Raw genomic sequence first — 24116 nt, 5'->3', positions numbered from 1 at the left:
TTTATCATCAATAAAAAAAACTATCATAAAGATAGTTTTCAAAGGTAACTAGTTTGTTCTGACAGGTGTAATTAACTGAATAAAGTTAACTTCGTCATTGTTTGGCTCTAAAGTAAATGGTCTGATTGGTGAGATAAACTTAATGATTACATCAATGTTCCCAAATGATTTTAGGGACGCCTTCATATAGTCTGGGTTGAATGAAATATCAAGAGGTTCCCCAGTCACTGAGATATAGTTTAAAGATTCTTCTACATTACCAATCTCTGGTGAATTACCATAAATAAAGACTTGCTCAGAATTAATTGATAATTTAACAATGTTGTTACGACCTTCATGAGAAAGTAATGACGCACGATCAATAGCTGCTAATAATTCAGGTACGTTAAATTCAATCTCTGTTGTAAATGTTGTTGGAATTAAGCGGTTTGTATCTGGGTAATTTCCTTCTAATAGACGAGAATAAAAATGCATTCCTTCTGTTTTAAAGAGAACTTGGTTTTCCATAATAGAAATTTCAACTATTTCTTCTTCATCTTTAAATGAACGAGATAGCTCTTGTAGACTTTTTCCTGGAACCACAATATCAAAAGCATTGTTTGATTCAGATAAAGTAATGACACGTTGGCTTAGTCGATGACTATCTGTTGCTACGGCTAATAAATCATTATTTTCTAAAACAAAATGAACCCCAGTTAAAATAGGACGACTTTCGTGTTGAGAAACAGCAAATACAGTTTCGCTAATCAATTTATTTAAAACTCTAGCGGATAATTTAAAGGTATTTTGATTATCAATAATAGGTAAATGTGGATAATTTTCTGAGTTTAAGCCATTAACGTTGAATAAGGCTTTACCTGAAGAAATAATTACTTGGTTATTTTCAATTAATTCTAAGGTTAATGTACTCTCAGGTAATTTACGAATAATTTCATTGAAGAAACGTGCTTGTAATACAATTGAACCAGTTTTTTCAATTAACATATTGGCTTTTTCATCTTCAACGCTTAAAAAAGTTTCAATTGAAATATCCGCATTACTTCCTGTCAAAGTTAGTCCTTGTTCTGTTAACGTTAATTTAACTCCTGTCAAAATAGGAATAGTTGTTTTTCCAGAAATAGCTCTTTGAACAGTTGCTAACTCATCTAAAAAAGCATTTCGATTTAATGTAACTTTCATTAGTTTCTCCTTTTAAATAATAATAATAAATATAGTAATAGTAGTAGGGCCTGTTAGTACTGTGGATAACATATTTAACCCTACGAAATGCATAAAAATTCCCTTGTTAATAACATGTGGATAACTTGAGTGTTATCTTTTTAGATATCCACAACTAGTTTATCAACAGATTTTTAAGTTCATTGACTTCTTTTTGAATAGTAGGATCTGTTTCTAATAATTGCTGAATTTTTTCATGAGCATGAATAACTGTTGTGTGATCTTTTCCTCCAAACTCAGCACCAATTTTTGGTAAAGAATTATCAGTCATCTCTCTAGATAAATACATGGCAATTTGACGTGGAACCACAATTGTCTTCACACGCTTCTTCCCTTTTAAATCCTTCAATTGTAAATGATAGTATTTACAAACTTCTTCTTGAATTAAAAGAATGGATAATTCACTTTTTTGCTTCATTGGTTTTAAGCTTTTTAGCGCATCTGCTGCCAAACTTGTTGTAATATCGTTGCCATTCATAGTGGCATAAGCTTGAACACGAACCAAAGCGCCTTCTAACTCACGAATATTTGAATCAATTTGACCAGCAATATAAGAAAGAGCATCATCAGGAATTTCTAAGCCTTCAGCGTTAGCTCGTTTTCTTAAAATAGCGATTCTCGTTTCCAAATCTGGTGGTGTAATATCCACAGATAAGCCCCAAGCAAAGCGTGAAACAAGCCTTTCTTGAAGTTTAGGAATTTCATTTGGTAAGCGATCACTGGTTAAGACAATTTGTCTACCTTCATTATAAAGTGTGTTAAATGTATGGAAAAATTCTTCTTGAGTACCTTCTTTGTCGGCAAAAAATTGAATATCATCTACTAAAAGCAAATCAACGCTACGGTATTCTTGTCTAAAAGCTTCAGACGTTCTATTTTGAATAGAATTAATAAAGTCATTAGCAAAAGACTCACTCGTTACGTATTTAATTTTAGCATCAGGCTGGTTAGTCAACATTTGATGGCCAATAGCATGCATCAAATGGGTTTTACCAAGACCAACTCCCCCATAAAAGAAAAGAGGGTTATAAGTGGCACCAGGGTCTTCAGCAACCACTAATGCCGCAGCATGAGCCATTTGATTTCCTTTACCAATGACAAATGTATCAAAAGTGTACTTAGAATTAAGTAAGGCTTTTTTACTACTTTGTTTTACGATATCAGGTAGCTCAGTTGGGATAATTTCTTTATTTTTTTCAGGTTCTTTTTTATCATCTTCAATAATAAAAACAGGAGTAACTTCTTCTCCTGTTAATTTAAAACCTGTTTCGACAATTTTAGCAGCAAGATTTTTTTCCCAATATTCTCGGTGAAGTTCGGAAGGGACTTCGATAGTTAATAAGTTATCCACTAAACTGATTGGTTTAGCTTGTTCAATCCAAGCATTAAAACTTGGAGGTGTTAATATCTTTCGATAATCATCTTCCAATTCTTTCCATATATAGTCAATATTGGGCATAACGATCCCCCTAAAAAATTAGTTTCTAGTCCATTCTAGCATTTTTAAAAAAAGTTTTCCACTGATTTTTACAATTGTGGATAGTAAATTAACAAGGTGAGAATAAAGTTTTCCACAAGAGAAAAAAACGTGTGCACAACTTTTTAGAAGTATTAGTTATTAACTAAGTTATACACAAGTGAGAACAGTATGATGTAGAAGTTTAAACAACTTATTAACACATTTTTTTACAACTGTTGATAAGTTTGTAACATGTTGTTAACCTGTTGATAACTGACTAACAACTAAAAAATAACTTTTGAGTAAAAAATGTGAACTAACAGATTTGTGGAAACAACTTATTCACTTGTGTATAAGTTGTTTGGAAGAAAAATAAATAAAAGCTTAGAAGGGGAGTTGACAAAATTAGTGTTTTCTATGTATAATGTCATAGTCTGTCTAAGTGATTTAGAAAGCATATTTAGTTTTAGGAGGTGGATTGAATGAAAAGAACATATCAACCAAAAAAACGTAAACGTCAAAAAGTTCATGGTTTCCGTAAACGTATGAGCACTAAAAACGGTCGTCGTGTATTAGCAAGTAGACGTCGTAAAGGAAGAAAAGCATTAGCAGCATAAATCACTGAATCTTTGAATCAGTGATTTTTTTTTATAAAAAAATGAAAAAAGACAGTGCTGTATGCTATGATAATGATGTTCTTGTTATCATAAATATTATAGAATTTAAAGGTATGTCAGCGATGAAAAAATCTTACCGTATCAAGAAAGAGAAAGAATTTCAAACCATTATTTATAAAAAAGATTCTTATGCTAATCGCAATTTTGTGGTATATATTTACCCAGCAGAGGAGAATGTTCATTTTCGAGTGGGTTTATCCGTGGGTAAAAAAGTTGGGAACGCTGTTACGAGAAATAGAGTGAAGCGTTTAATGAGACAATCCTTGTTTGAATTAAAAGAAGAGATCAAACCTAACTATAATATTGTCTTAATTGCTAGACCTAAAATTGTTGGTTTATCATTAGAAGAAGTAAAAAATAATATAGAGCATGTGTTTAAATTAGCAAATATAATAGAATAAGCGAGGGTTAAGTGAGTGAAGAAGATGAAAAAATGGCTGCTCATCCTGAGTATGTTTGGACTTGTTTTCCTATTAACAGGTTGTGGAACAGGAGATGTTAGCACTGCTAGTACAGGATTGTGGGATCGCTACATAGTTTATTACTTTGGAGAAGCGATTAAATTCTTGTCATTTGGTAATTACGGGGTAGGTATTATCCTATTTACTATTATTATCCGAATAATTTTAATGCCTCTTATGCATTACCAAACAAAAAGTATGCGTAAAACTCAAGATTTACAACCGAAGTTAAAAGAGTTACAAGAAAAATATGCATCAAAAGATGCAGAAACTGCTAGAAAATTACAAGAAGAGCAACAACGTCTATATAGTGAGAGTGGTGTTAACCCATTATCTGGTTGTTTACCTCTATTAGTTCAAATGCCGATTATGATGGCAGTGTGGCAAGCTATTTCCCGCACACCTGAATTAAGAACTGGTTCTTTCCTTTGGTTAGAATTAGGTAAAATTGATCCTTACTATATATTACCTATATTAGCGGCAATCTTTACTTTCATTAGTACAAAATTAACTTCCATGGGTCAAGTAGAAGTACAGGGTTCAATGAAGGCAATGAATTACATGATGCCAGTCATGATTCTTTTCATGGGTGTTAACTTAGCCAGTGGTTTGTCATTATATTGGGTAATTTCAAACGGGTTCCAAGTGATTCAAACTTTAATCATTAATAACCCATTTAAAATTAGAAATGAACGAGAAGCAGTTGAAAAGAAAAAACGTGATTTAGAAAAAGCATTGCGTAAAGCAAATCAACCGAAGAAAAAACGCTAATAATTAATTAATTTACTATACTAGGGGGTTCTTATCATGCCAAAATTTACAGGTGAAACTGTAGACCAGGCCATAGAAATGGGCTTATCTGCACTTCAAATAACAAAAGATGATGCTAAAATCAATGTTATTCAAGAAGGTAAAAAAGGATTTTTAGGATTTGGTAAACAAGAAGCAGTTGTTGTTGTCGAAGTTGTTGAATCAACTGAAGTGATAAAAGAAGAAGTAATCGAAACAGTTGTTGAAGAACACGTACCAGAAGTTGAAGAAGCAGTTGTCATAGAGTCTTCTGAATATGTTGAGTTAGTTAATTTAACAGATGACGAAGCAGTAACAGCCTTAGCAGTTTATCTAACAGATATTACTAGAGATTTAGGTGCCCCTGCTATGGTAAAAGTATTACGTAATAAAAATTACATTATGTTTAGTCTAGAAACAGAGAAAAAAGGCTTACTCATTGGTAAACACGGTAAGCTATTAAACGCTATTCAGTATTTGGCTCAAGTGTATATCCATCGAATTGCTAAAAACCGTTTATCAATTGTGGTGAATGTAGGAGACTACAGAGAACGACGTGAGGCAATTATTGAGAGGTTAGCTCATCAAGCACTTAGAAAAGTAAATGAAACAGGCCAACCAGTCTTTTTAGAACCAATGCCAGCTTTCGAGCGTAAACAAGTGCATTCTATTCTATCAGGCGAATCAAATATAGCTACTCATTCTGAAGGTAATGAGCCTCATCGTTACCTAGTGATTGAATTAAAAAAATAAAGACTAAAGAGAGTATATGCGAATTTGCATGTACTCTTTTTTTTGTGTTCGAACAAGTGATTGCTAGATTCTTTTTGAATATTATTAACAATTTATGATAAACGATAGATTATGCATGCATATTATTGATTTTATGAATGGAATATTGTTAAATTAATGTATAAAGTTTATAAAAAGGGGTATTTAATTATGGAGAAAAGAAGACGACAAGCAATCATCAAAAGAATTCTCACTGAAAACAATATAGGTACTCAAGAAGAACTGATGCAACGGCTAGAAAGAGAAGATATTTATGTGACACAATCAACTATTTCAAGAGATATCAGAGAATTAAACATCGTTAAAAGTCAGACAAATACAGGAGAAATTTTCTACCGCGTATTAAATAACTCAGTTATCGGCAAAAAAAAACGTACAGACGAAGAGCGATTGATCCAAGTAATAGAAGATACTGGGGTGTCATTAACCCAGGTAGAGTTTACCAATCTATTAACGGTATTACCTGGCAATGGTCAAGTTGTGGGTGTATTAATTGATAGTATCAGAAGTACTTATGTAGATATAGTAGGTTGTATAGCAGGGGATGACTCCATTCTAATTATTTCAAGAGACAAAAAAAGAGCAGAACAAGTGAATCAATTCTTAAGACAATTTCTTTATCACCCTAAAAATCATTGATATTTTCATGTTCCCTAAAAATGTGTTGAATAATAATAAAAAATAGCGAATAATTATTAGTGAAATAACGCACAATAATTGATGGAACACTGACGTGTACGAAAATCCTATTCATATAAATGAATAATGATGGATATTCGACAAATAGAATGATAGATTAAATAGTTGGAAACGTTTTCTGAATGGTAGTATTGATTTGTAAACAACTTATTAATTACTTATTAGGAGGAATGATTACATGAGTCGCCCGATTAATGTTTATTCAGAAATTGGAAAATTGAAGTCAGTATTGGTCCATCGTCCAGGAGGAGAATTAGAGAATTTAATGCCGGATTACCTAGAAAGGCTATTATTTGATGATATTCCTTATTTAGAAAAAGCTCAAGAAGAGCATGATCAATTTGTCGAGATTCTGGAATCAAAAGGTATCGAAGTTCTTTATTTAGAAAACTTAGCAGCAGAGTCATTACTTAATGACAAAATCAAAATGGATTTCATCGATCAATACTTAGATGAAGCAAATATTAAAAGTAAAACAGCTAAAGTAAAAGCAAAAGAATTACTATTATCTTTACCAACCAACAAAGAGTTGATTGATAAAACAATGGCAGGTATGCAAAAAGTAGAATTGCCTCAATTCGAAAAATCTAGTTTAACAGATATGGTTGAATCAGAATATCCATTCGTTATTGATCCAATGCCTAACCTTTATTTCACAAGAGACCCATTTGCAACAATCGGACATGGTATTTCATTAAACCGTATGTTTGCAGAAACAAGAAATAGAGAAACTATTTATGCACAATATATTTTCGAATTCCACCCTCGCTTTGCTGGCAAAGATGTGCCAAAAGTGTACAACAGAGATGAAAGTACTCGTATTGAAGGTGGAGATGAATTAATTCTATCTAAAGATGTATTAGCAATCGGTATTTCTCAACGTACAGATGCAGCATCAATTGAAAAAATGGCTAAAACTATCTTTGATCAAGGAATGAGCTTCAAACATATCTTAGCATTTGATATTGGTGAATATCGTAAATTTATGCATTTAGATACAGTATTTACAATGGTTGACTATGACAAATTTACAATCCACCCAGAAATTGAAGGAGACTTAGTTGTTTATTCAATTACTAATGGAAGTAATGGATTAGAAATTTTAAGAGAAGAAGATACATTAGAAAATATCTTATGTAAATATCTACATCTTGATAAAGTTCACTTAATTCGTTGTGGTGGCGGTAACTTAACTGCAGCTGCAAGAGAACAATGGAATGATGGTTCAAACACATTAACAATTGCTCCAGGTGAAGTAGTTGTTTATGACCGTAACCCAATTACCAACAAATTATTAGAAGAAGCTGGTATTAAATTAAATAGCATGCCAGGCAGTGAATTAGTTCGTGGCCGTGGGGGCCCAAGATGTATGAGTATGCCTTTAGAAAGAGAAGACATTTAATTAAATAAAAACTTAGGAGTGAATTTTTATGACATCAGTTTTCCAAGGACGCAGTTTATTAGCAGAAAAAGATTTTACACGTGCAGAGTTAGAGTATTTGGTGGATTTTGGTATTCACGTAAAAGATTTGAAAAAACGTGGTATTCCTCATCGTTACTTAGAAGGAAAAAATATCGCATTACTATTTGAAAAAACATCAACTCGTACGCGAGCAGCCTTCACAACTGCTGCCATTGATTTAGGAGCACACCCTGAATTCTTAGGAAAAAATGATATTCAGTTAGGTAAAAAAGAATCAGTTGAAGATACTGCAAAAGTATTAGGTAGTATGTTTGATGGAATTGAATTCCGTGGATTCAGTCAAGAAGTTGTAGAAGGATTAGCAGAACACTCTGGCGTTCCTGTATGGAATGGTTTAACAGATGAATGGCATCCAACTCAAATGATCGCTGACTTTATGACAATCAAAGAAAACTTCGGAAAACTTGAAGGTGTAACATTAGTTTATGTTGGAGATGGCCGTAACAACATGGCGAATAGCTTGTTAGTAACAGGAGCTATTTTAGGTGTTAACGTTCGTATCTGTGCACCAAAAGAGTTATTCCCTACTGAAGAAGTAGTTAACTATGCAGAAGAATTCGCTAAAGAATCTGGTGCAGAATTAATGATTACTGACGACGTGGCAAAAGGAGTTAAAGGCGCTAACGTATTATACACTGACGTGTGGGTATCTATGGGTGAAGAAGATAAGTTTGAAGAACGTGTTAACTTATTAAGACCTTATCAAATTAATATGAGCATGCTTGAAAAAACAGAAAACTTAGATGGAGACTTAATTGTTCTTCACTGTCTTCCAGCGTTTCATGATGCTGAAACTGAATATGGAAAAATGGTTGAAGAAAAATTCGGAATCTCTGAAATGGAGATTACAGATGAAGTCTTCAGAAGTAAATATGGTCGTCAATTTGAAGAGGCAGAAAACAGAATGCACTCAATCAAAGCGATTATGGCCGCAACTTTAGGTAATTTATTTATTCCATACGTACAGTAGGAATGGTTGAAAGCAGCATGTGTTTATTGTCCGTGCTGCTTTTTCTATTAATAAGGAGGATGCTAGATGGAGAAAAAAGTAGTAGTTGCTTTAGGTGGAAATGCGATTTTATCTAGTGATGCAAGTGCACAAGCACAACAACAAGCATTAATCGATACATCAAAACACTTAGTAGAATTAGTTAAAGAAGATTATAAATTGATCATCTCTCATGGGAATGGCCCTCAAGTTGGAAATTTATTACTGCAACAAGAAGCAGCTAATTCAGAAAAAAATCCAGCGATGCCTTTAGACACTTGTGTGGCTATGACACAAGGAAGTATTGGTTATTGGTTATCAAATGCCATGACGAATGAATTAAAACAAGCAGGGATTGATAAAGAAGTTGTGACTGTCTTAACGCAAGTAGTTGTTGATGAAAATGACGAAGCGTTCAGTAACCCAACAAAACCAATTGGTCCATTCTTAACAGAAGAAGTTGCTAAAGAAGAAGCAGCTAAAACAGGCGCTATCTTTAAAGAAGACGCTGGTCGTGGCTTTAGAAAAGTTGTAGCAAGTCCAAAACCAATCGGTATTCACGAAGCAAAAACAATCAATACATTAGTTGATAATGATGTGATTACTATCTCTTGTGGTGGCGGGGGAATTCCTGTTGTTGGTGATTCATTAAAAGGAACAGAAGCCGTTATTGACAAAGACTTTGCTTCAGAAAAACTAGCTCATTTAGTGAAAGCAGATATGTTTATCGTGCTAACTGGTGTAGATAATGTCTACATTAATTATGGTAAGGAAAACGAAGAAAAATTAACGAATGTAACTGTGGCTGAACTTGAAACATATAAAGCGGAAGGTCATTTTGCACCAGGAAGCATGCTACCTAAGATTGAAGCAGCTATCCAATTTGCGCAAAATAATCCAGGTAAAAAAGCTGTTATCACATCTCTAGAATGTTTAGGGAAGTTAACAAGTGATTCAGAAGTGGGTACAACAATAACTTTATAAAGTAGGGAATAAAATGGAGATAAAAAAAGAACTAGGAAAACAACACAAAGATTTTCGATATCTCTCTGACCAAGATATACAAAAGCTTCGGGATGTCAGTGTGGCTAGATCCTATAGCAAAGGTCAAGTTTTATTTGATGTGGATGATGACCGTTCACACGTTTACTTCCTTGTTTCAGGTATTATTAAACTTGAGAAGATTGATGAAACTGGTACTTTTACTTATTTGCATTTTAAAAAAGCAAAATCCTTATTATTATATTTAGACTTGTTTACAGACAAAAAACACTATGTTTCAGCAGTTGCTTATACAGATATAGAAATTATTTCGATCCCTGTCAAAATCTTTGAAGAAGTTGTAAGCAATAGTGCGTTACAACTAATCACAGTAATACAGGAGCAATCAAAATTGTTACGAACTCAAATTTTTAAAATTCAAAAAGGAATTATTAATAACGCCGATTGTCGAGTCACTGCTACTTTGGCGATTATTTACAAAGATTTGGGCGAAAAACAATACCCATCTGGGACAGTTATTGTTTCTAGCCCAATTACAATCAATGACATCGCACGTGCTAGTGGTACAACAAGAGAAACAGCTAGTATCGTGATTAAAAAGCTGGTTACAGCTAAAAAAATTAAATACAGTCGTAAGTACTTAACCTTTTTGGATACTTCATTTTTCAATGACTTACTAAACGATTGAGTTTGTATCTCACTAAAGAGAAAGGAGTAGTGTGATACTTAAACGTATGACACGACATGATTATTATGACTAAACCGGAGAAGAAAAAAAGAGAGCTCACCTCTTTTAGTATTTTGTTTATTATCATTATTCTATTAGGGGTAATTACTATTTTCCTAAACGGCCAAACCTTCTCTCCACAAGAGTTAAGAGATGGCTCAGGAATTGCTGATCACGTGATTGGTGCAAAACTATCTGACATTTTTATGTCACCATTTTTTGGTTTTAAAGAAGCAATTGATATTTGTGTGTTTATTCTGGTATTAGGTGGTTTCTTAAATATCGTAACGAAAACAGGAGCATTAGAATCTGGTATTCAACACGTTGTTAAGAAACTTAAAGGTAATGAAATCATTATTATTGTTATTCTTATGATTTTATTCTCTATTGGAGGATCTACTTACGGAATGGCAGAAGAAACAATACCATTCTACACGCTTTTAGGAGCGACCATGATAGCATCAGGATTTGATAGTATCGTGGCGATTGGTACTGTTCTGTTAGGATCTGGTTCAGGGGTTATTGGTTCAACTGTAAACCCATTTGCAACTGGTACCGCAATGGATGCTTTAAAGGGAATCGGGATTGAGCCACACGTTGGAACAATCTTAATCGTTGGAACGCTACTTTGGGTAAGTACAACAATTTTCTCAATTTTTATTGTCACTAAATATGCTAAAAAAGTAAAAGCAGATAAGGGTTCTACAATTCTGTCTCTACAAGAGCAACAAGATATGCATGAATTATTTGGTGACCAAGCAGCAGAAGATTTAGAATTTACGAAAAAACATAAAACTATTTTAACAGTCTTTGGTATTACCTTCTTAGTAATGATTGTGTCTCTAATTCCTTGGGGCGAATTTGGTATTACTGTTTTTGAAGGTTGGACATCTGTGCTAACAGGTAACAGCTTTGGTGAATGGTACTTTGGTGATTTAGCTATGTGGTTCTTTGTTATGGGGATCGTAGTGGCTGTTATTAACAAATTCCCAGAAAAAGAAATCGTTAATACATTCGTAGCAGGAGCTGCGGATATGTTATCAGTTGTTTTAATCATTGTTGTAGCTCGTGGAGCATCTGTTTTAATGCAAACAACTCACTTAGATTTATTTATCTTAGATAGAGCAGCTGGTGTCTTAAAAGGTCTCTCTCCAATCCTATTTGTTGTTGGAGCCTTTGCACTATACTTATTCTTATCATTCTTAATCCCATCAACTTCAGGATTAGCTTACGTATCCATTCCAGTAATGGGTGCCTTAGCAAATGAAGTTGGATTAAGTCCAGATGTTATGGTAATGATTTTTGTTTCCGGTTGTGGTTTAATCAACTTAATTACACCAACATCAGGTGTTGTTATGGGGGGACTTGAAATTACCAAGGTTAATTACTCAACCTGGATAAAATTCATTATGAAGCCTTTGATTATCATGGGAATCATTAACTTAATCATCTTAATTGGTTCAATGTTAATTTTTAGCTAGGCATTTAGAAAATAATTTGCTATAATGCAAATAATAGACTAAAGTACTTATAAGATATTCATTGAATCAGCGACTTTGGGTTAGTGAGAGCCAAAGCAATGCTTAATAAGGAAGCGCACCTATTTTTATAAAAATTAATAATGATGATAAAGTGGTTGGACTTTCCAACAAAAAGAGTGGTACCGCGGATATTCAAGTTCGTCTCTTGTTACTAGATGTGTAGTAATGAGAGGCGGACTTTTTTTTGAAATAAAGAGAGGAGAAAACAGATGGATTACAAAAAATTAATAGCAGCAGATTTAGTAGCGGTGATTGGAGAATCACTAACAGAAGAAGAGATTTATCAATTTTTAGAAGTACCAAAAACAAGTTCTCACGGAGACTATGCTTTTCCAGTCTTCTCATTAGCTAAAGTTTACCGTAAAGCACCAAACATGATTGCTGAGGAGTTAGTTGAAAAACTAAGCAAAGAGCATTATGAAAATATTGTCCCAACAGGTGGTTACATTAACTTCTTCTTAAATAAAAAAGAAGTCAGTGAACATGTTTTAGAAACAATCGTAAAAGAAAAAGAACATTATGGAGATGCTAATATTGGTAGTGGTAATATCCCAATCGATTTATCGTCACCAAATATTGCTAAACCAATGTCAATGGGACATCTACGTTCAACAGTTATTGGTAACTCATTAGCAGAACTAGCAGCTAAAGTTGGTTATACGCCAATTCGTATTAATCACTTAGGTGACTGGGGAACACAGTTTGGTAAATTAATCGTTGCCTTTAAAAAATGGGGTGATGAGGAAGCTGTTAAAAAAGAACCAATCGCTGAGTTATTAAAATTATACGTTCAATTCCATGATGAAGCTGAAGAACATCCAGAGCTTGAAGATCAAGGTCGTGAATGGTTCAAAAAATTAGAAGACAATGATCCAGAAGCAGTTCGTTTATGGAAATGGTTCCGTGAAGAATCATTAAAAGAATTCAACAAAGTATATGATATGCTAGGAATTACATTTGATTCTGAAAATGGTGAAGCTTTCTACAACGATAAAATGGATCATGTTATCGAAGTTTTAGAAGAAAAAGATTTACTTGTTTCAGATAAGGGAGCAGACATTGTTAACTTAGAGAAATATGACTTAAATCCAGCATTAATCAGAAAATCAGATGGTGCTACTCTATACATTACTCGTGACTTAGCAGCTGCTGAGTACCGTATTAACACATACGATTTTGTTGAAGTTCTTTATGTTGTAGGTAACGAACAAGCAGGTCACTTCAAACAATTAAAAGCTGTTCTTAAAGAAATGGGCTATGATTGGGCTGACAACATCAAACACATTCCATTTGGTTTGATTACTGCTAATGGTAAAAAATTATCAACAAGAAAAGGTAATGTTATTCTTTTAGAAGAAGTATTACATGAAGCAATTGCCGCAACTAAAAAAGGTATTGAAGAGAAAAACCCAGGTCTTGAAAACAAAGATGAAGTAGCTCATCAAGTTGGTGTTGGGGCAGTAATCTTCCATGACCTTAAAAATGACCGTATGAACATGTTTGACTTTAACTTGAATGATATTATTCAATTTGAAGGAGAAACAGGTCCTTACGTACAATACACACGTTCTAGATGTGAAAGTATCTTAAGCAAAGCTGATTGGTCAGTTGAAGACTTTAAACCAGGATCACTAAATGATGTTGATTCTTGGGAAGTCGTTAAAGCTTTAGATAATTTCCCTAACAAAGTAGTAGAAGCTTATCAAAAATATGAGCCATCTGTTATGGCTAAATATTTAATCGATTTAGCTCAAAAATTCAATAAGTATTATTCTAAACATAAAATTTTGGCTGATGATGTTGAAAAAGAAGCAAGATTAAGTCTTGTTTACTCTGTTTCAGTTGTTATTAAAGAAGGTTTACGTCTATTAGGTATTCAATCACCAGATATGATGTAATTGTTTAAAATGAACGAAAAGCACATGAATTACATTTTAATCGATGTTAATTTCATGTGCTTTTTTTAAACTAAATGAGAAAGAAGTGACTAGATGGAATTAATCGTGAAAGAGTTAGACCAAATGACGTCAACAGAATTTTTTGAAGTGGCACAAGAAAGAGTAAAAGTCTTTATCGTAGAGCAAAATTGCCCCTATCAAGAAATTGATGAAGATGACAGAATAGCAAAACATGTGATGTTAAAAAAAGAGGGGCAATTAGTTGCCTATACGAGAATCATGGAAAGAGAAGACGTTGTGACTTTCGGTCGTGTGTTAGTGGTAAAAGATTACCGTAATCAAGAATTAGGAAAGAAAATTGTGGCGTTAACTCTAGCAGAAATCAATGGTTTAGAGACACATAAAGACATTAAAATTTCTGCTCAGAATTATTTAGTTGATTTTTATCAGTCGTTTGGTTTTAACGTTGTTTCAGATGTGTATTTAGAAGATGACATTCCTCATATTGATATGCTTTTAAAAGCGAGTGTGTAATCAATTAAGAGATTGAGATAACTAAAAAATAAGTCATTAAACACACCAAGTTGAAACAATCTTTCGTGTTCGATGACTTATTTATTGAGGTTAAATAGTTTGTGGCTCATGTCACTTAGTTGAGGTAACTAAGAAGTTGTTTGTTAAGAATCTTCGCTTCAGCTTCCGTTTTAGAAATGAGAACTAGGGTATCTGTACCAGCAAGTGTGCCAACAATTTCTGGTAAGTGTAACTCATCAATCTCAGCTGCTACAATGTCTGCCGCTCCAAGTGGCGTTGCAATGATATTCATTACTTGGACATGAGCCACACTATTGACGAAATCTTTAAATACTTCTTTTAGTTTATCATCAGATGCCTTATCTGCTTCAACAAAGAGACTATAGCGAATACGACCAGAGCCATCATGGACTTTATGGATTTTTAATTCTTGCATGTCTCTAGAAATAGTTGCTTGAGTGGCGTCGATGCCATGTTTATTTAAATGCTCTAAAAGTTGTTGTTGATTGTCAATATGATTGTGAGAGATGATTTCTTTGATTAAATGATGTCGTTTTTCTTTTTTATTCATTAATTCACTCTCCTTGAATAATTATTACGTGCTTATTATACCAAAAACGGCGTAAAACAACATCTAAAACAGAGTTGTTTTACACAATAATAGTCATTTGTTGAATATTATGCGATATATCCGACAAACAAAATGTGAAAAAGGAGTTGTTTTTTTATGATCGTATCAGAACAAGCTGCCTATGATTTATTACATGACCTACAAATTGAGTATCAACGAGTGGATCATCCAACTATTACATCAGTGAAAAATGTTCCATTTGAGTTACCTGGTCCACAAGTTAAAAATTTAGTGTTAAAAGCTAAAAAAGGCAAGAAAATTTATTTAGTGATTTTAGCCGATGAAAAACAAGCTGATTTGAAAGAATTGGCAGAAGTCTTAGATGAAAAAAGATTGTCTTTTCTTTCTGAAGAAAGTCTATTGGACTTATTAGGGACACCACCAGGCACAGTGACTCCGTTTGCTTTACCAGCAGATAAAGAGAAACAAATTACAGTTGTCATTGATGGCTGTATTGATACTAATGACACGGTTGGTTTTCACCCGAACACTAATAAAACAACTTTAATGATTCAGTTTAATGATTTTATTAAAGTTCTTGCTCATATGGGCTATGACCCACTGTTTATTTCTTTATAAAATAGATAAGCTTGAGTAGGGTAATAAATTGTCAAAATTCTAAGTTTGTGCTATCATGCTAATGAATATAATTACGGATAGCAGTCAAAGTGCGTATCCACTTTTTTTGAGTTGAACAAAAAGGGTGGAGTAGGCACTTTTTTATATGGATTTTTTTAGAAAGGACTTAATTTGCCATGAATATAACAAAAGAATTTGATACAATTGCTGCCATTTCAACGCCACCTGGTGAAGGAGCTATTAGTATTGTCCGCTTAAGTGGAGATGATGCAGTTGTCATTGCCAATAAAGTAACAGCTTATGCAAAAAAACAATTAACAGATGTACCTAGTCATACGATTCATTATGGTCACATTAAAGACCCAGATACCACAGAAATTTTAGATGAAGTCATGTTTTCAATTATGTTAGCACCAAAGACGTTTACTAGAGAAAATATTGTGGAGATTAATTGTCACGGGGGAATGGTCGTTGCCAACCAAGTCTTACAGTTATTGTTAAGACAAGGCGCACGTTTAGCAGAGCCCGGAGAATTCACAAAGCGTGCCTTTTTAAATGGTCGTATGGACTTATCTCAAGCAGAGGCCGTTATGGATTTAATCCAAGCTAAAACAGATGAATCTATGAAATTAGCCTTGAATCAATTAGATGGTAAATTGTCAGTTCTGATTAAAGAGTTACGCCAACATATCTTACAAGCTTTAGCTCAAGTAGAGGTAAATATAGATTACCCTGAATATGATGACGTTGAAGAGATGACGACTCAGTTAATGAAAGAAAAAGCAGAAGAAGTCAAAAGATCAATTGATCACCTACTACTAACAGCTAAGCAAGGGAAGATATTAAGAGAAGGCTTATCAACAGCTATTATTGGTCGCCCTAATGTAGGAAAATCAAGTTTACTTAATTACTTACTTCAAGAAGATAAAGCTATTGTCACAGATATTGCAGGAACTACGCGAGATGTGATTGAAGAGTATGTCAATGTGCGCGGTGTGCCACTTAAGTTAATTGATACAGCAGGTATTCGTGAGACGGAAGATGTGGTTGAGAAAATTGGTGTTGAACGTAGTCGTAAGGCTCTTCAAGAGGCCGATTTGATTTTACTTGTTCTTAATCAAAGTGAATCACTAACAGAGATGGATAGAGAATTACTTGAGTTAACAAGAGGAATGCACCGCATTATTCTATTAAATAAAATGGACTTAGATACGCAACTAGATGTAGCAAAATTAAACACCTATCTAGAAGAAGAAATAACTTTGGCTATTTCAGTCACATCAAGTGAAGGGATTGACCAATTAGAACAGCGCATTAAAGATACTTTCTTTGTTAATTCAGGGAAAGAAAAAGATGCTACTTATATTTCTAATTCACGTCATATTGCGCTTTTAGAGCAAGCCAACATGGCATTAGATGAGGTATTAAATGGGATAGAGATGGATATGCCGGTCGATCTACTTCAAATCGATATGACGAGAAGTTGGGATTTATTGGGTGAGATTATTGGTGACAGTGTTCAAGATGAATTAATTACACAATTGTTTAGTCAATTTTGTCTAGGTAAATAATAGGGAGATTAACATAATGGAAAAACAACAATACGACGTCATCGTTGTCGGTGGTGGTCACGCAGGTTCAGAAGCTTCACTTGCTGCAGCACGAATGGGCATGAAGACATTATTAGTAACACTAAATTTAGATATCATTGGTTTTATGCCATGTAATCCATCAATTGGAGGACCAGCTAAAGGAGTTGTGGTTCGTGAGATTGATGCTTTAGGTGGAGAGATGGGTAGAAACATCGATAAAACTTATATTCAAATGCGTATGCTAAATACAGGTAAAGGACCAGCTGTGAGAGCATTAAGAGCTCAAGCAGATAAGTTTGCTTACCAAACAGAGATGAAACATACATTAGAAAGAACACCTAACTTAGATTTACGTCAAGGGATTGTTGAAAAACTAATCGTTGAAGATAATGTTGTAAAAGGTGTGGAGATTAGTACAGGGACTCAATTTTTCAGTAAAGCCGTTATTATTACAGCAGGAACTGCTTTACGTGGTGAAATCATTATTGGTGACTTGAAATACTCATCTGGTCCAAACAACTCATTACCAGCTATTGGTTTAGCAGATCACTTAAAAGAGTTGGGACTTGAGATTGAACGATTTAAAACAGGAACGCCTCCTCGTGTGAAATCAAGTTCGATTAATTATGACGTGACTGAAATCCAACCAGGAGATACAACACCAAATCATTTCAGTTTTGAAACAACAGATGACGTGTATAAACAAGATCAACTACCTTGTTGGTTAACTTATACTAATTTAGATACTCATGAAGTGATTCGTGAGAATTTACACCGTGCCCCAATGTTTACGGGAATTGTTGAAGGAGTAGGCGCTAGATATTGTCCTTCTATTGAAGATAAGGTTGTCCGCTTTAGCGATAAACCGCGTCACCAAATCTTCTTAGAGCCAGAAGGAGCAGAGACAGAAGAAGTTTACGTTCAAGGGTTATCAACGTCGCTACCAGAAGATGTACAATACGAAGTTATTCATAGTGTGGCTGGTCTTGAAAATGCAGAAATCATGCGTAGTGGCTACGCTATTGAGTATGATGTAGTGGTTCCTCATCAATTACGCCCAACGTTAGAAACAATGAAAATAGCTGGACTTTATACAGCAGGTCAAACAAATGGAACATCTGGTTATGAAGAAGCAGCTTGCCAAGGTTTAATGGCTGGAATTAATGCCTCACTTAAAATCCAAGGTAAAGAACCTTTAGTCTTAAAACGTAGTGACGCTTATATTGGTGTGCTAATTGATGACTTAGTTACTAAAGGAACTAATGAACCTTATCGTTTATTAACGTCACGTGCGGAATACCGTTTGCTACTTCGTCATGATAATGCTGATTTACGTTTAACTGAAACAGGCCATGACATTGGTTTAGTTAATGCCGAGCGTTATGAAGAGTATGAAGCTAAAAAAGAAATGATTGCTAAAGAGATGAAGCGATTAGAAACAATTCGTTTAAAACCAACTAAAGAATTACAAGCTTACTTAGCTGAGAAAAATAGTGCCGCTTTAAAAGATGGTATTTTAGCAGCTGACTTATTGAAACGTCCAGAATTAACTTATCAAGATATTGCTAAGTTCATTGATACACCAGAAGTGGCAGTTCCACGTTATGTGTACGAACAAGTCGAAATTCAAGTGAAGTACGCTGGCTATATTAAAAAAGCCAACGATAAAGTAGATAAATTGAAACGTATGGAAGCTAAACGTATTCCAGAAAACATTGATTACACAAAAGTGAATAGTTTAGCGACTGAAGCTGTTCAAAAGTTAGAAAAAATCAGACCAGAAACAATCGCTCAAGCTAGTCGTATTAGCGGTGTTAACCCAGCAGATATCAGTATCTTAATGGTTTATATTGAACAAGGTAAAATAGCGAAAAAACAAGATTAAACCTTGATTTATCAATGTTTACCAAGTGATATAAACCATTGAATACTAATTGACTACGATATTGACTACGGTTTTAAAAATTCATATAGCTAGAAAATAATTCAACCGTTTCCTTTTGTTTGGTAGGCGTGACCATTACATATATATCAGTCGTTACTTTTGTATTTTTGTGTCCTAGACGTTGTGATACGTCTTTAATGCTCGCACCTGATTCAAATAAAAGAGATGCGTTTGTTTTTCTAAAATCATGGACTTTTATTATCTTTATTTTTGGAAAGTGTTTTTTCACTTTAGCCATTACATGATTTGGATAGGCTTTATATAGATACTGTCTATCACGTTCAAATACAGAGTTACAAAATACCACATTGTCGGAAAAATTATCGTCTCTAATACCTAGAGCAAATTTTTCTCTGATGATGTGGTTTTTCCATTCTCTTAAGATTTTTGTGGTTTTATCGTCCATTTGAATCGTTCTTGTTGAAGATTCTGTTTTTGTAGAGTTGACGACAAAAGAACCATCTTGCAATTCTACCAGTGTTTTATCAATGGTAATTAATCGATTAACAAAATCTATATCTTTCCAAAGAAGAGCCATGCACTCGCCTTTTCTTAGCCCTAAAAATGCTAAGACTCTAAAGAAAGCATAAGCCCTTTTATCATTTAATTTTTCCAAGCAATCAAAGAATTGTTTTAATTCATTCTTTGTATAAAAGCTATCAGATACATTCACAGGAGCTTTATTTTTCTGTTTAGGGGTTATTGTCCTACTCATAGGGTTATCGCTTATAACACCTATTAAAATGCCATATTTAAAGACCATATTTACATAAGTTTTTAATTGTTTATAAGTGGCTAATTTTTCAGACCATTCATTTAAACAATCTTGACAGTATAGAGGAGTAATTTTATTTAATGCCATATCTCCCATTTTAGGTAATATATGGTTATTAAAATGTTGCTCTATACGTTGGATAGTTGTGTTTTTAATATCCTTTGAGTGCTGCTTAAACCATAGTTCATGTAATTGGTTAAATGTCTTTATATGATTAGTATTATTATTTGTTTGAAGTCCGTTTTTCTCAATATCTAGTAATAGCCTAGATAGAGAAATTTGGGCTTCTTTTTTTGTTTTAAAATTTCTTCTTGTTGTTCGTTTTTCTTTTCCAGTAATTGGATCAACACCAAGATAAACTTTATACATATAAGCCTTGCTATTATCTTTTTTGATATATGAAATGATTTGTGCCAATTTATTTCCTCCTCATGTTACAGCTGAGGGGCATGAGTGGAGGAGGTTATAATTTTGATACTTTATAAGGTAATTCTTTAAACCATTCAGATATATCTTTTAATTCAGAATCTAAATGCTCTTTAGGAATATTGCCATTTTTTATTTCTACTAGTGAATCGAGACTAATTGCTAGATTTTTTTTTATCTGGTCATCTTTAATTTCGTTTGAAAATCTTTCAACCATCATCAAAAGGTAATCGTCTGATGATGTATCGAAAAATGCTGAACCTTGCTGAAAAAGTTTTATTTTTTCTTCTTCTGGCATAATATGGATATCTTTCAAAGTATATTTACCTTCTAAAAGGTAATTAATAGAAACGTTTCCTATTTCGGCTATTTGTTTTAACCTATCATTATTAGGAAGATACCTTCCGTTTTCCCATTTAGAGATTGTTCCTTTTGAAGCTTTAGGAGAAAGTTGACCTCCAAATTCTTCCATAGTCATTCCTTTTGATACCCTAACAGATTTAATTCTTGTTCCTATTTGTTTTCCATCATTCTCGTTCATAAAAACTCCTTTCCAATAAAAGTTGGGAATTGTTTCTTGACAGTAGTATCTCATCATGATAGACTTGTGTCAAGTTGGGAAATGTTTCCCGCAAAGAAAGGAGAGACATTATGAAAAAAATAGCAGGCTATCGGGTAATGTGTAATTTAAAGCAAAAACAAATAGCTGAAAGATTATCGATATCTAGGCAATCTTATTCAGAGAAAGAACGTGGCAAAGTTCCATTTAAAGATAGCGAAAAAATTATCATCAAAGATATTTTCAAAAAAATAAAAGAAGATATCACGATAGATGAAATTTTTTTTGACTAGTAAGTTGGGAAATGTTTCCTTAAAGGAGGTTCTCATGAATTTAAAAATAGACCACATAGAGTTGTCAGAAGAATTTTCAAAGCAATTTGTAGATGTTGCAATTTTAGAGTTAAAACCATTTATTCAAGATGAGATACAGAAAAATAATCTTCCTGAATATATGAGTTTAAAAGAATGTTGTCAGTATATCGGCGTTAGTCGGAATACATTGAAAAAATATATTTCATTAGGTCTTAAGGTTTTTACAGTTGATGGAGTTCAAAAAATTAGTAAATCAGAAGTTAAGAAATTTGTAGAAAAAAATAGTATATAAAACGCATGCTGAGGGGCATGAGTAGAAATATAAAGGAGATAGAAAGATGAAAAAAGAATTAGTTTCAACAGATTTATTGAGAAATCAAAATGATTTATCAAATGCAATTAAAGGATTAAAAGCCTTTGCTGATGATAAATTTACTTACCTTGAAAAAATAAGTGTTAGTGATTTAGACGGTTTGATTGGATTAATTTCATGTATCGAAATAGCTTCAAGACAACAAACTGATAATATTATTGAGTTTTTTGAATAGGGGTGTAGAAAATGAAAATTTTAGAATTTAAAGATACCAGTAACATTAAACAATCAATACCATTATTTAAAACATTTTTCCATAGTGTAAGCTATCCACTTTGTAAAGATGGCGAGTATTCAAACGCAAGCTTATATACAAATGATAATAGGGTTTTAAGTATATCAGGAACAGATTTTAAATTAGTAACAGATAAAAGCAGGTGATCCAGTGGAAGAATTTAGCACGTTAGATATAGCGTTGAAATATGCAGAGTTAGGTTTTCCAGTTCTACCATTAGTTAAAAATACCAAGATACCAGTTAAGAGTGATAATTTCTCAAATGGTTTTAAATCTGCCACAACAGACCAAAGTATTATTGCTGACTATTGGTTAAGTAGTGAACAGGCTATATCTTCTAATATTGGTATAAGAACTGGTAAAGAAAGTGGTTTAGTAGTCCTTGATATAGATATTCATGAGAAAGATGGTTATAAAACACTTGAAACTTTAGAAAATCATTTTGAGAAATTGCCTGATACTTTACGAGTGAAAACTGCTTCAGGAGGGTTGCACATTTATTTTAAATATCCTGATAATCTGACAATCGAAAGACAAATAAATAAATTTAATGGGATTGATATAATCGCAGAAAATTCTTATATTGTCGCAGCACCTAGTAAGATAGATAAAAACTCTTATAGGCGAGTAAGTGGGAATATAACAGAATTGGCAGAGTTACCGCAGTTTTTATTAGATACTCTAGCGACTTCTACGGATAATCAATCACAACAAAATTTTAAAATGCCTGAGAATGCGTCTGTGAACACTAGAAAAGTGAAATATACGGCAACTTTTTTAAAAGATATGGTATCAGGAGCAAAAGAAGGAAATAGAAATGATTTTCTTATGAGGTTCGTTTCTAAGTGCCTAGCATTAGGAACAGATTTAGAAACAATTTACACATTACTTTTAGTTGTAAATGAAAATTTTGTAGATATTCCTTTAGCTGAAAAAGAAGTAAACACTATATTTAAAAGCATGGTTAAAAAGGAAACTAGGAGGGAGGTTATTATTTGAAAAATATATCTGATGAAACAAAAGTATTTATAAAAGAAAATCAAGAAATTTTAAACCAACAAAAAGAAGAGACACCAGACTGGATATATTACAAGGATAACGGAGACAGCAAAGTCCTTCCTAATAAATTAGGTTATGCCATTATGAAAGAAATACCAATCATAAGAACAGGTTCACTGACTTATGGAGCGAGATTTCAAATAGATAAAGGTATATGGCGAGTAGATGACTTAAATGACTTCCTAGATGCTTATATCACTGAAAAGCTAGAAAGCGTTGGTAAGTGGAGTACAAAGACTTTATCTGATGTTAAACGATTCATCATGATAAAAAGTTATGATACGACAACTAAAGATAATCCTTTTAATAATAGCAGTCCTAACTTAGTCAGTTTTCAAAACGGAACATATAATTTTAAAACGGATAAATTAGAAAAGCATGATCCAGAAAATTATATATTTCAGTCGCATCAATATCCTATTAATGTCGAGGACACAAAAAGGCCAGTCAAGACTTTAGATTGGCTTAAAGACTTAACTGGTGATGAGATGTCTGCACGACATTTATCCGAAATGATAGGCTATTGCTTTTATAGAAGCTATGAACCTTTTCAAGCTATCTTCATTTTACATGGCAAAGGAAAAAATGGCAAGAGTGTATTCATCAACCATGTTATTAAGATGTTGAACGATGAGAATGTTTCGACTGTTAATTTATCAGATTTAGGGAATAAACAAAATAGATTTGCTACTAGCCAATTATTCGCAAAAAATGCCAATCTATTTGCTGATATAGAAGAAAGTTTTATTTCTCAAACTGGATTGATTAAATCGCTAACTGGTGGAGATTATCTTATGGCAGAGCGAAAAGGTAAGGATGGTTTTAACTTTAAAAATTTTGCTAAATTAATTTTTTCTGCTAATAATTTGCCAACTTGGTCAGATGTATCAAGTGGCTGGCTAAGGCGTTTAAATGTAATACCATTCACTAAAGTAATTGATGATGATTTTATCCGTAAACACGATTTAAAAGCAATTGAGGAAGAAATACCAGTATTTACTCTTTATTGTATGCGTATCTTTTATGAAGCTTTGAAACGTAAGGAATTCACAGTATCAGAGCCTATGGCAAAAGCTAAAGAAGAATGGATAAAAGATATAGATCATATCTCTAGGTTCATAGAGGAGTATTGTGAGATTGACAAAGAAAGTAAAACAGGTGAATCTAGCAAGAAAATTTATGATAAATATGTAGATTTCTGTTTTGATGAAAACTTAAAAGCTTTGTCACAGCCTAAATTTACAAAAGATTTAGAAAAGTATGGCATTTATAAGAAAAAACAAAGTGTATCAGGTATTAGAGTATGGCGATATATAGGGTTAGTTTTACAAGAAGAAATAATTTAGAGATGTAACAACTT

At 33.2% G+C, this 24116-nt stretch carries 26 protein-coding genes; 21 read left to right on the top strand and 5 right to left on the bottom strand.

Features of this window, described 5'->3' with window-relative positions; translation table 11 throughout:
- Positions 1-48: 48 nt before the first annotated feature.
- Together dnaN and dnaA are read right to left on the bottom strand one after the other, a co-directional pair.
- Positions 49-1179, bottom strand: coding sequence for a DNA polymerase III subunit beta (gene dnaN, locus DOK76_RS00805; protein ID WP_206964246.1), 1131 nt, complete (start codon positions 1177-1179; stop codon positions 49-51).
- Between the two features lie 154 nt (positions 1180-1333).
- Positions 1334-2677: a chromosomal replication initiator protein DnaA gene (gene dnaA, locus DOK76_RS00800; RefSeq protein ID WP_206964243.1), complete on the bottom strand. Its 1344-nt coding sequence runs from the start codon at positions 2675-2677 to the stop codon at positions 1334-1336.
- A 482-nt stretch (positions 2678-3159) separates the two neighbouring features.
- Here dnaA and rpmH point away from each other — a divergent pair, with 482 nt between their 5' ends.
- The 12 genes from rpmH (at position 3160) to DOK76_RS00740 (ending at position 14268) form a co-directional block, all read left to right on the top strand.
- Positions 3160-3294 carry a 50S ribosomal protein L34 gene (gene rpmH, locus DOK76_RS00795; RefSeq protein ID WP_086340753.1) on the top strand — a complete coding sequence of 45 codons (135 nt, stop codon included), beginning with the start codon at positions 3160-3162 and terminating at the stop codon, positions 3292-3294.
- Between the two features lie 122 nt (positions 3295-3416).
- Positions 3417-3755 carry a ribonuclease P protein component gene (gene rnpA, locus DOK76_RS00790; RefSeq protein WP_206964241.1) on the top strand — a complete coding sequence of 113 codons (339 nt, stop codon included), beginning with the start codon at positions 3417-3419 and terminating at the stop codon, positions 3753-3755.
- Positions 3756-3770: 15 nt separating this feature from the next.
- The gene (locus DOK76_RS00785) at positions 3771-4586 is read left to right on the top strand and encodes a YidC/Oxa1 family membrane protein insertase (RefSeq protein ID WP_206964239.1); all 816 of its coding nucleotides are present in this window, start codon (positions 3771-3773) and stop codon (positions 4584-4586) included.
- A gap of 36 nt (positions 4587-4622) precedes the next feature.
- The gene (gene jag, locus DOK76_RS00780; RefSeq protein WP_206964237.1) at positions 4623-5357 is read left to right on the top strand and encodes an RNA-binding cell elongation regulator Jag/EloR; all 735 of its coding nucleotides are present in this window, start codon (positions 4623-4625) and stop codon (positions 5355-5357) included.
- A 189-nt stretch (positions 5358-5546) separates the two neighbouring features.
- Positions 5547-6035 (top strand): arginine repressor, encoded by a 489-nt coding sequence (locus DOK76_RS00775; RefSeq protein WP_206964235.1) that lies wholly within the window; start codon positions 5547-5549, stop codon positions 6033-6035.
- A 238-nt stretch (positions 6036-6273) separates the two neighbouring features.
- Positions 6274-7497, top strand: a complete 1224-nt coding sequence (arcA, locus tag DOK76_RS00770) for an arginine deiminase (protein WP_206964233.1) — start codon at positions 6274-6276, stop codon at positions 7495-7497.
- 28 nt (positions 7498-7525) lie between these two features.
- Positions 7526-8548, top strand: coding sequence for an ornithine carbamoyltransferase (argF, locus tag DOK76_RS00765; RefSeq protein WP_206964230.1), 1023 nt, complete (start codon positions 7526-7528; stop codon positions 8546-8548).
- A gap of 66 nt (positions 8549-8614) precedes the next feature.
- The gene (arcC, locus tag DOK76_RS00760; RefSeq protein ID WP_206964227.1) at positions 8615-9550 is read left to right on the top strand and encodes a carbamate kinase; all 936 of its coding nucleotides are present in this window, start codon (positions 8615-8617) and stop codon (positions 9548-9550) included.
- Between the two features lie 100 nt (positions 9551-9650).
- Complete coding sequence (locus DOK76_RS00755; RefSeq protein ID WP_370590061.1) at positions 9651-10256, top strand: Crp/Fnr family transcriptional regulator; 606 nt, start codon at positions 9651-9653, stop codon at positions 10254-10256.
- Between the two features lie 65 nt (positions 10257-10321).
- Positions 10322-11776: a YfcC family protein gene (locus DOK76_RS00750; RefSeq protein WP_242542147.1), complete on the top strand. Its 1455-nt coding sequence runs from the start codon at positions 10322-10324 to the stop codon at positions 11774-11776.
- A gap of 269 nt (positions 11777-12045) precedes the next feature.
- The gene (gene argS / locus DOK76_RS00745) at positions 12046-13734 is read left to right on the top strand and encodes an arginine--tRNA ligase (RefSeq protein WP_206964223.1); all 1689 of its coding nucleotides are present in this window, start codon (positions 12046-12048) and stop codon (positions 13732-13734) included.
- Between the two features lie 93 nt (positions 13735-13827).
- Positions 13828-14268: a GNAT family N-acetyltransferase gene (locus DOK76_RS00740; protein ID WP_206964220.1), complete on the top strand. Its 441-nt coding sequence runs from the start codon at positions 13828-13830 to the stop codon at positions 14266-14268.
- A gap of 115 nt (positions 14269-14383) precedes the next feature.
- On the opposite strand, the gene argR is transcribed toward DOK76_RS00740, so the two are convergent.
- Positions 14384-14839, bottom strand: coding sequence for an arginine repressor (gene argR, locus DOK76_RS00735; protein WP_206964218.1), 456 nt, complete (start codon positions 14837-14839; stop codon positions 14384-14386).
- Positions 14840-14995: 156 nt separating this feature from the next.
- On the opposite strand from argR, the gene DOK76_RS00730 reads away from it, so the two are divergent.
- The 3 genes from DOK76_RS00730 (at position 14996) to mnmG (ending at position 18955) form a co-directional block, all read left to right on the top strand.
- Positions 14996-15478: a YbaK/EbsC family protein gene (locus DOK76_RS00730; RefSeq protein WP_206964216.1), complete on the top strand. Its 483-nt coding sequence runs from the start codon at positions 14996-14998 to the stop codon at positions 15476-15478.
- Between the two features lie 176 nt (positions 15479-15654).
- Positions 15655-17049 (top strand): tRNA uridine-5-carboxymethylaminomethyl(34) synthesis GTPase MnmE, encoded by a 1395-nt coding sequence (gene mnmE / locus DOK76_RS00725; RefSeq protein WP_206964214.1) that lies wholly within the window; start codon positions 15655-15657, stop codon positions 17047-17049.
- 16 nt (positions 17050-17065) lie between these two features.
- Positions 17066-18955: a tRNA uridine-5-carboxymethylaminomethyl(34) synthesis enzyme MnmG gene (mnmG, locus tag DOK76_RS00720; protein WP_206964211.1), complete on the top strand. Its 1890-nt coding sequence runs from the start codon at positions 17066-17068 to the stop codon at positions 18953-18955.
- A gap of 73 nt (positions 18956-19028) precedes the next feature.
- On the opposite strand, the gene DOK76_RS00715 is transcribed toward mnmG, so the two are convergent.
- Both DOK76_RS00715 and DOK76_RS00710 read right to left on the bottom strand, forming a co-directional pair.
- The gene (locus DOK76_RS00715; protein ID WP_206964209.1) at positions 19029-20207 is read right to left on the bottom strand and encodes a site-specific integrase; all 1179 of its coding nucleotides are present in this window, start codon (positions 20205-20207) and stop codon (positions 19029-19031) included.
- Between the two features lie 46 nt (positions 20208-20253).
- Positions 20254-20757 carry a helix-turn-helix domain-containing protein gene (locus tag DOK76_RS00710; RefSeq protein WP_206964207.1) on the bottom strand — a complete coding sequence of 168 codons (504 nt, stop codon included), beginning with the start codon at positions 20755-20757 and terminating at the stop codon, positions 20254-20256.
- A 110-nt stretch (positions 20758-20867) separates the two neighbouring features.
- Between DOK76_RS00710 and DOK76_RS00705 the strand changes: the two genes are divergently transcribed.
- The 6 genes from DOK76_RS00705 to DOK76_RS00680 are packed head-to-tail and all read left to right on the top strand — an operon-like array spanning position 20868 to position 24102.
- The gene (locus tag DOK76_RS00705) at positions 20868-21068 is read left to right on the top strand and encodes a helix-turn-helix domain-containing protein (RefSeq protein WP_206964205.1); all 201 of its coding nucleotides are present in this window, start codon (positions 20868-20870) and stop codon (positions 21066-21068) included.
- Positions 21069-21102: 34 nt separating this feature from the next.
- Positions 21103-21381: a helix-turn-helix domain-containing protein gene (locus DOK76_RS00700; RefSeq protein ID WP_206964203.1), complete on the top strand. Its 279-nt coding sequence runs from the start codon at positions 21103-21105 to the stop codon at positions 21379-21381.
- Between the two features lie 46 nt (positions 21382-21427).
- Positions 21428-21637 (top strand): hypothetical protein, encoded by a 210-nt coding sequence (locus DOK76_RS00695; protein WP_206964202.1) that lies wholly within the window; start codon positions 21428-21430, stop codon positions 21635-21637.
- 11 nt (positions 21638-21648) lie between these two features.
- Positions 21649-21843: a hypothetical protein gene (locus tag DOK76_RS00690; protein WP_206964200.1), complete on the top strand. Its 195-nt coding sequence runs from the start codon at positions 21649-21651 to the stop codon at positions 21841-21843.
- A gap of 4 nt (positions 21844-21847) precedes the next feature.
- Entirely contained in the window at positions 21848-22696 is an 849-nt protein-coding gene (locus DOK76_RS00685; protein ID WP_206964198.1) for a bifunctional DNA primase/polymerase, read from the top strand.
- Positions 22693-24102 carry a DNA primase family protein gene (locus tag DOK76_RS00680; protein WP_242542146.1) on the top strand — a complete coding sequence of 470 codons (1410 nt, stop codon included), beginning with the start codon at positions 22693-22695 and terminating at the stop codon, positions 24100-24102. Before DOK76_RS00685 ends, DOK76_RS00680 begins: the two co-directional genes overlap by 4 nt.
- Positions 24103-24116: the final 14 nt, after the last annotated feature.

Origin of the sequence: Candidatus Vagococcus giribetii, from assembly GCF_017316185.1 — a bacterium.
Taxonomy (GTDB): Bacteria; Bacillota; Bacilli; order Lactobacillales; family Vagococcaceae; genus Vagococcus; species Vagococcus giribetii.
This window is presented reverse-complemented; position numbering and strand designations above follow the sequence as displayed.

Excerpts from the sequence above, each read along its gene's own strand:
- argR (WP_206964218.1), bottom strand. The coding sequence starts at position 14,839 with ATGAATAAAAAAGAAAAACGACATCATTTAATCAAAGAAATCATCTCT.
- argF (WP_206964230.1), top strand. The coding sequence starts at position 7,526 with ATGACATCAGTTTTCCAAGGACGCAGTTTATTAGCAGAAAAAGATTTT.
- dnaN (WP_206964246.1), bottom strand. The coding sequence starts at position 1,179 with ATGAAAGTTACATTAAATCGAAATGCTTTTTTAGATGAGTTAGCAACT.
- DOK76_RS00705 (WP_206964205.1), top strand. The coding sequence starts at position 20,868 with ATGAAAAAAATAGCAGGCTATCGGGTAATGTGTAATTTAAAGCAAAAA.
- arcC (WP_206964227.1), top strand. The coding sequence starts at position 8,615 with ATGGAGAAAAAAGTAGTAGTTGCTTTAGGTGGAAATGCGATTTTATCT.
- jag (WP_206964237.1), top strand. The coding sequence starts at position 4,623 with ATGCCAAAATTTACAGGTGAAACTGTAGACCAGGCCATAGAAATGGGC.
- rnpA (WP_206964241.1), top strand. The coding sequence starts at position 3,417 with ATGAAAAAATCTTACCGTATCAAGAAAGAGAAAGAATTTCAAACCATT.
- rpmH (WP_086340753.1), top strand. The coding sequence starts at position 3,160 with ATGAAAAGAACATATCAACCAAAAAAACGTAAACGTCAAAAAGTTCAT.
- DOK76_RS00730 (WP_206964216.1), top strand. The coding sequence starts at position 14,996 with ATGATCGTATCAGAACAAGCTGCCTATGATTTATTACATGACCTACAA.
- DOK76_RS00710 (WP_206964207.1), bottom strand. The coding sequence starts at position 20,757 with ATGAACGAGAATGATGGAAAACAAATAGGAACAAGAATTAAATCTGTT.
- dnaA (WP_206964243.1), bottom strand. The coding sequence starts at position 2,677 with ATGCCCAATATTGACTATATATGGAAAGAATTGGAAGATGATTATCGA.
- DOK76_RS00775 (WP_206964235.1), top strand. The coding sequence starts at position 5,547 with ATGGAGAAAAGAAGACGACAAGCAATCATCAAAAGAATTCTCACTGAA.
- DOK76_RS00695 (WP_206964202.1), top strand. The coding sequence starts at position 21,428 with ATGAAAAAAGAATTAGTTTCAACAGATTTATTGAGAAATCAAAATGAT.
- DOK76_RS00740 (WP_206964220.1), top strand. The coding sequence starts at position 13,828 with ATGGAATTAATCGTGAAAGAGTTAGACCAAATGACGTCAACAGAATTT.
- argS (WP_206964223.1), top strand. The coding sequence starts at position 12,046 with ATGGATTACAAAAAATTAATAGCAGCAGATTTAGTAGCGGTGATTGGA.
- mnmE (WP_206964214.1), top strand. The coding sequence starts at position 15,655 with ATGAATATAACAAAAGAATTTGATACAATTGCTGCCATTTCAACGCCA.
- DOK76_RS00690 (WP_206964200.1), top strand. The coding sequence starts at position 21,649 with ATGAAAATTTTAGAATTTAAAGATACCAGTAACATTAAACAATCAATA.
- DOK76_RS00750 (WP_242542147.1), top strand. The coding sequence starts at position 10,322 with ATGACTAAACCGGAGAAGAAAAAAAGAGAGCTCACCTCTTTTAGTATT.
- arcA (WP_206964233.1), top strand. The coding sequence starts at position 6,274 with ATGAGTCGCCCGATTAATGTTTATTCAGAAATTGGAAAATTGAAGTCA.
- DOK76_RS00700 (WP_206964203.1), top strand. The coding sequence starts at position 21,103 with ATGAATTTAAAAATAGACCACATAGAGTTGTCAGAAGAATTTTCAAAG.
- mnmG (WP_206964211.1), top strand. The coding sequence starts at position 17,066 with ATGGAAAAACAACAATACGACGTCATCGTTGTCGGTGGTGGTCACGCA.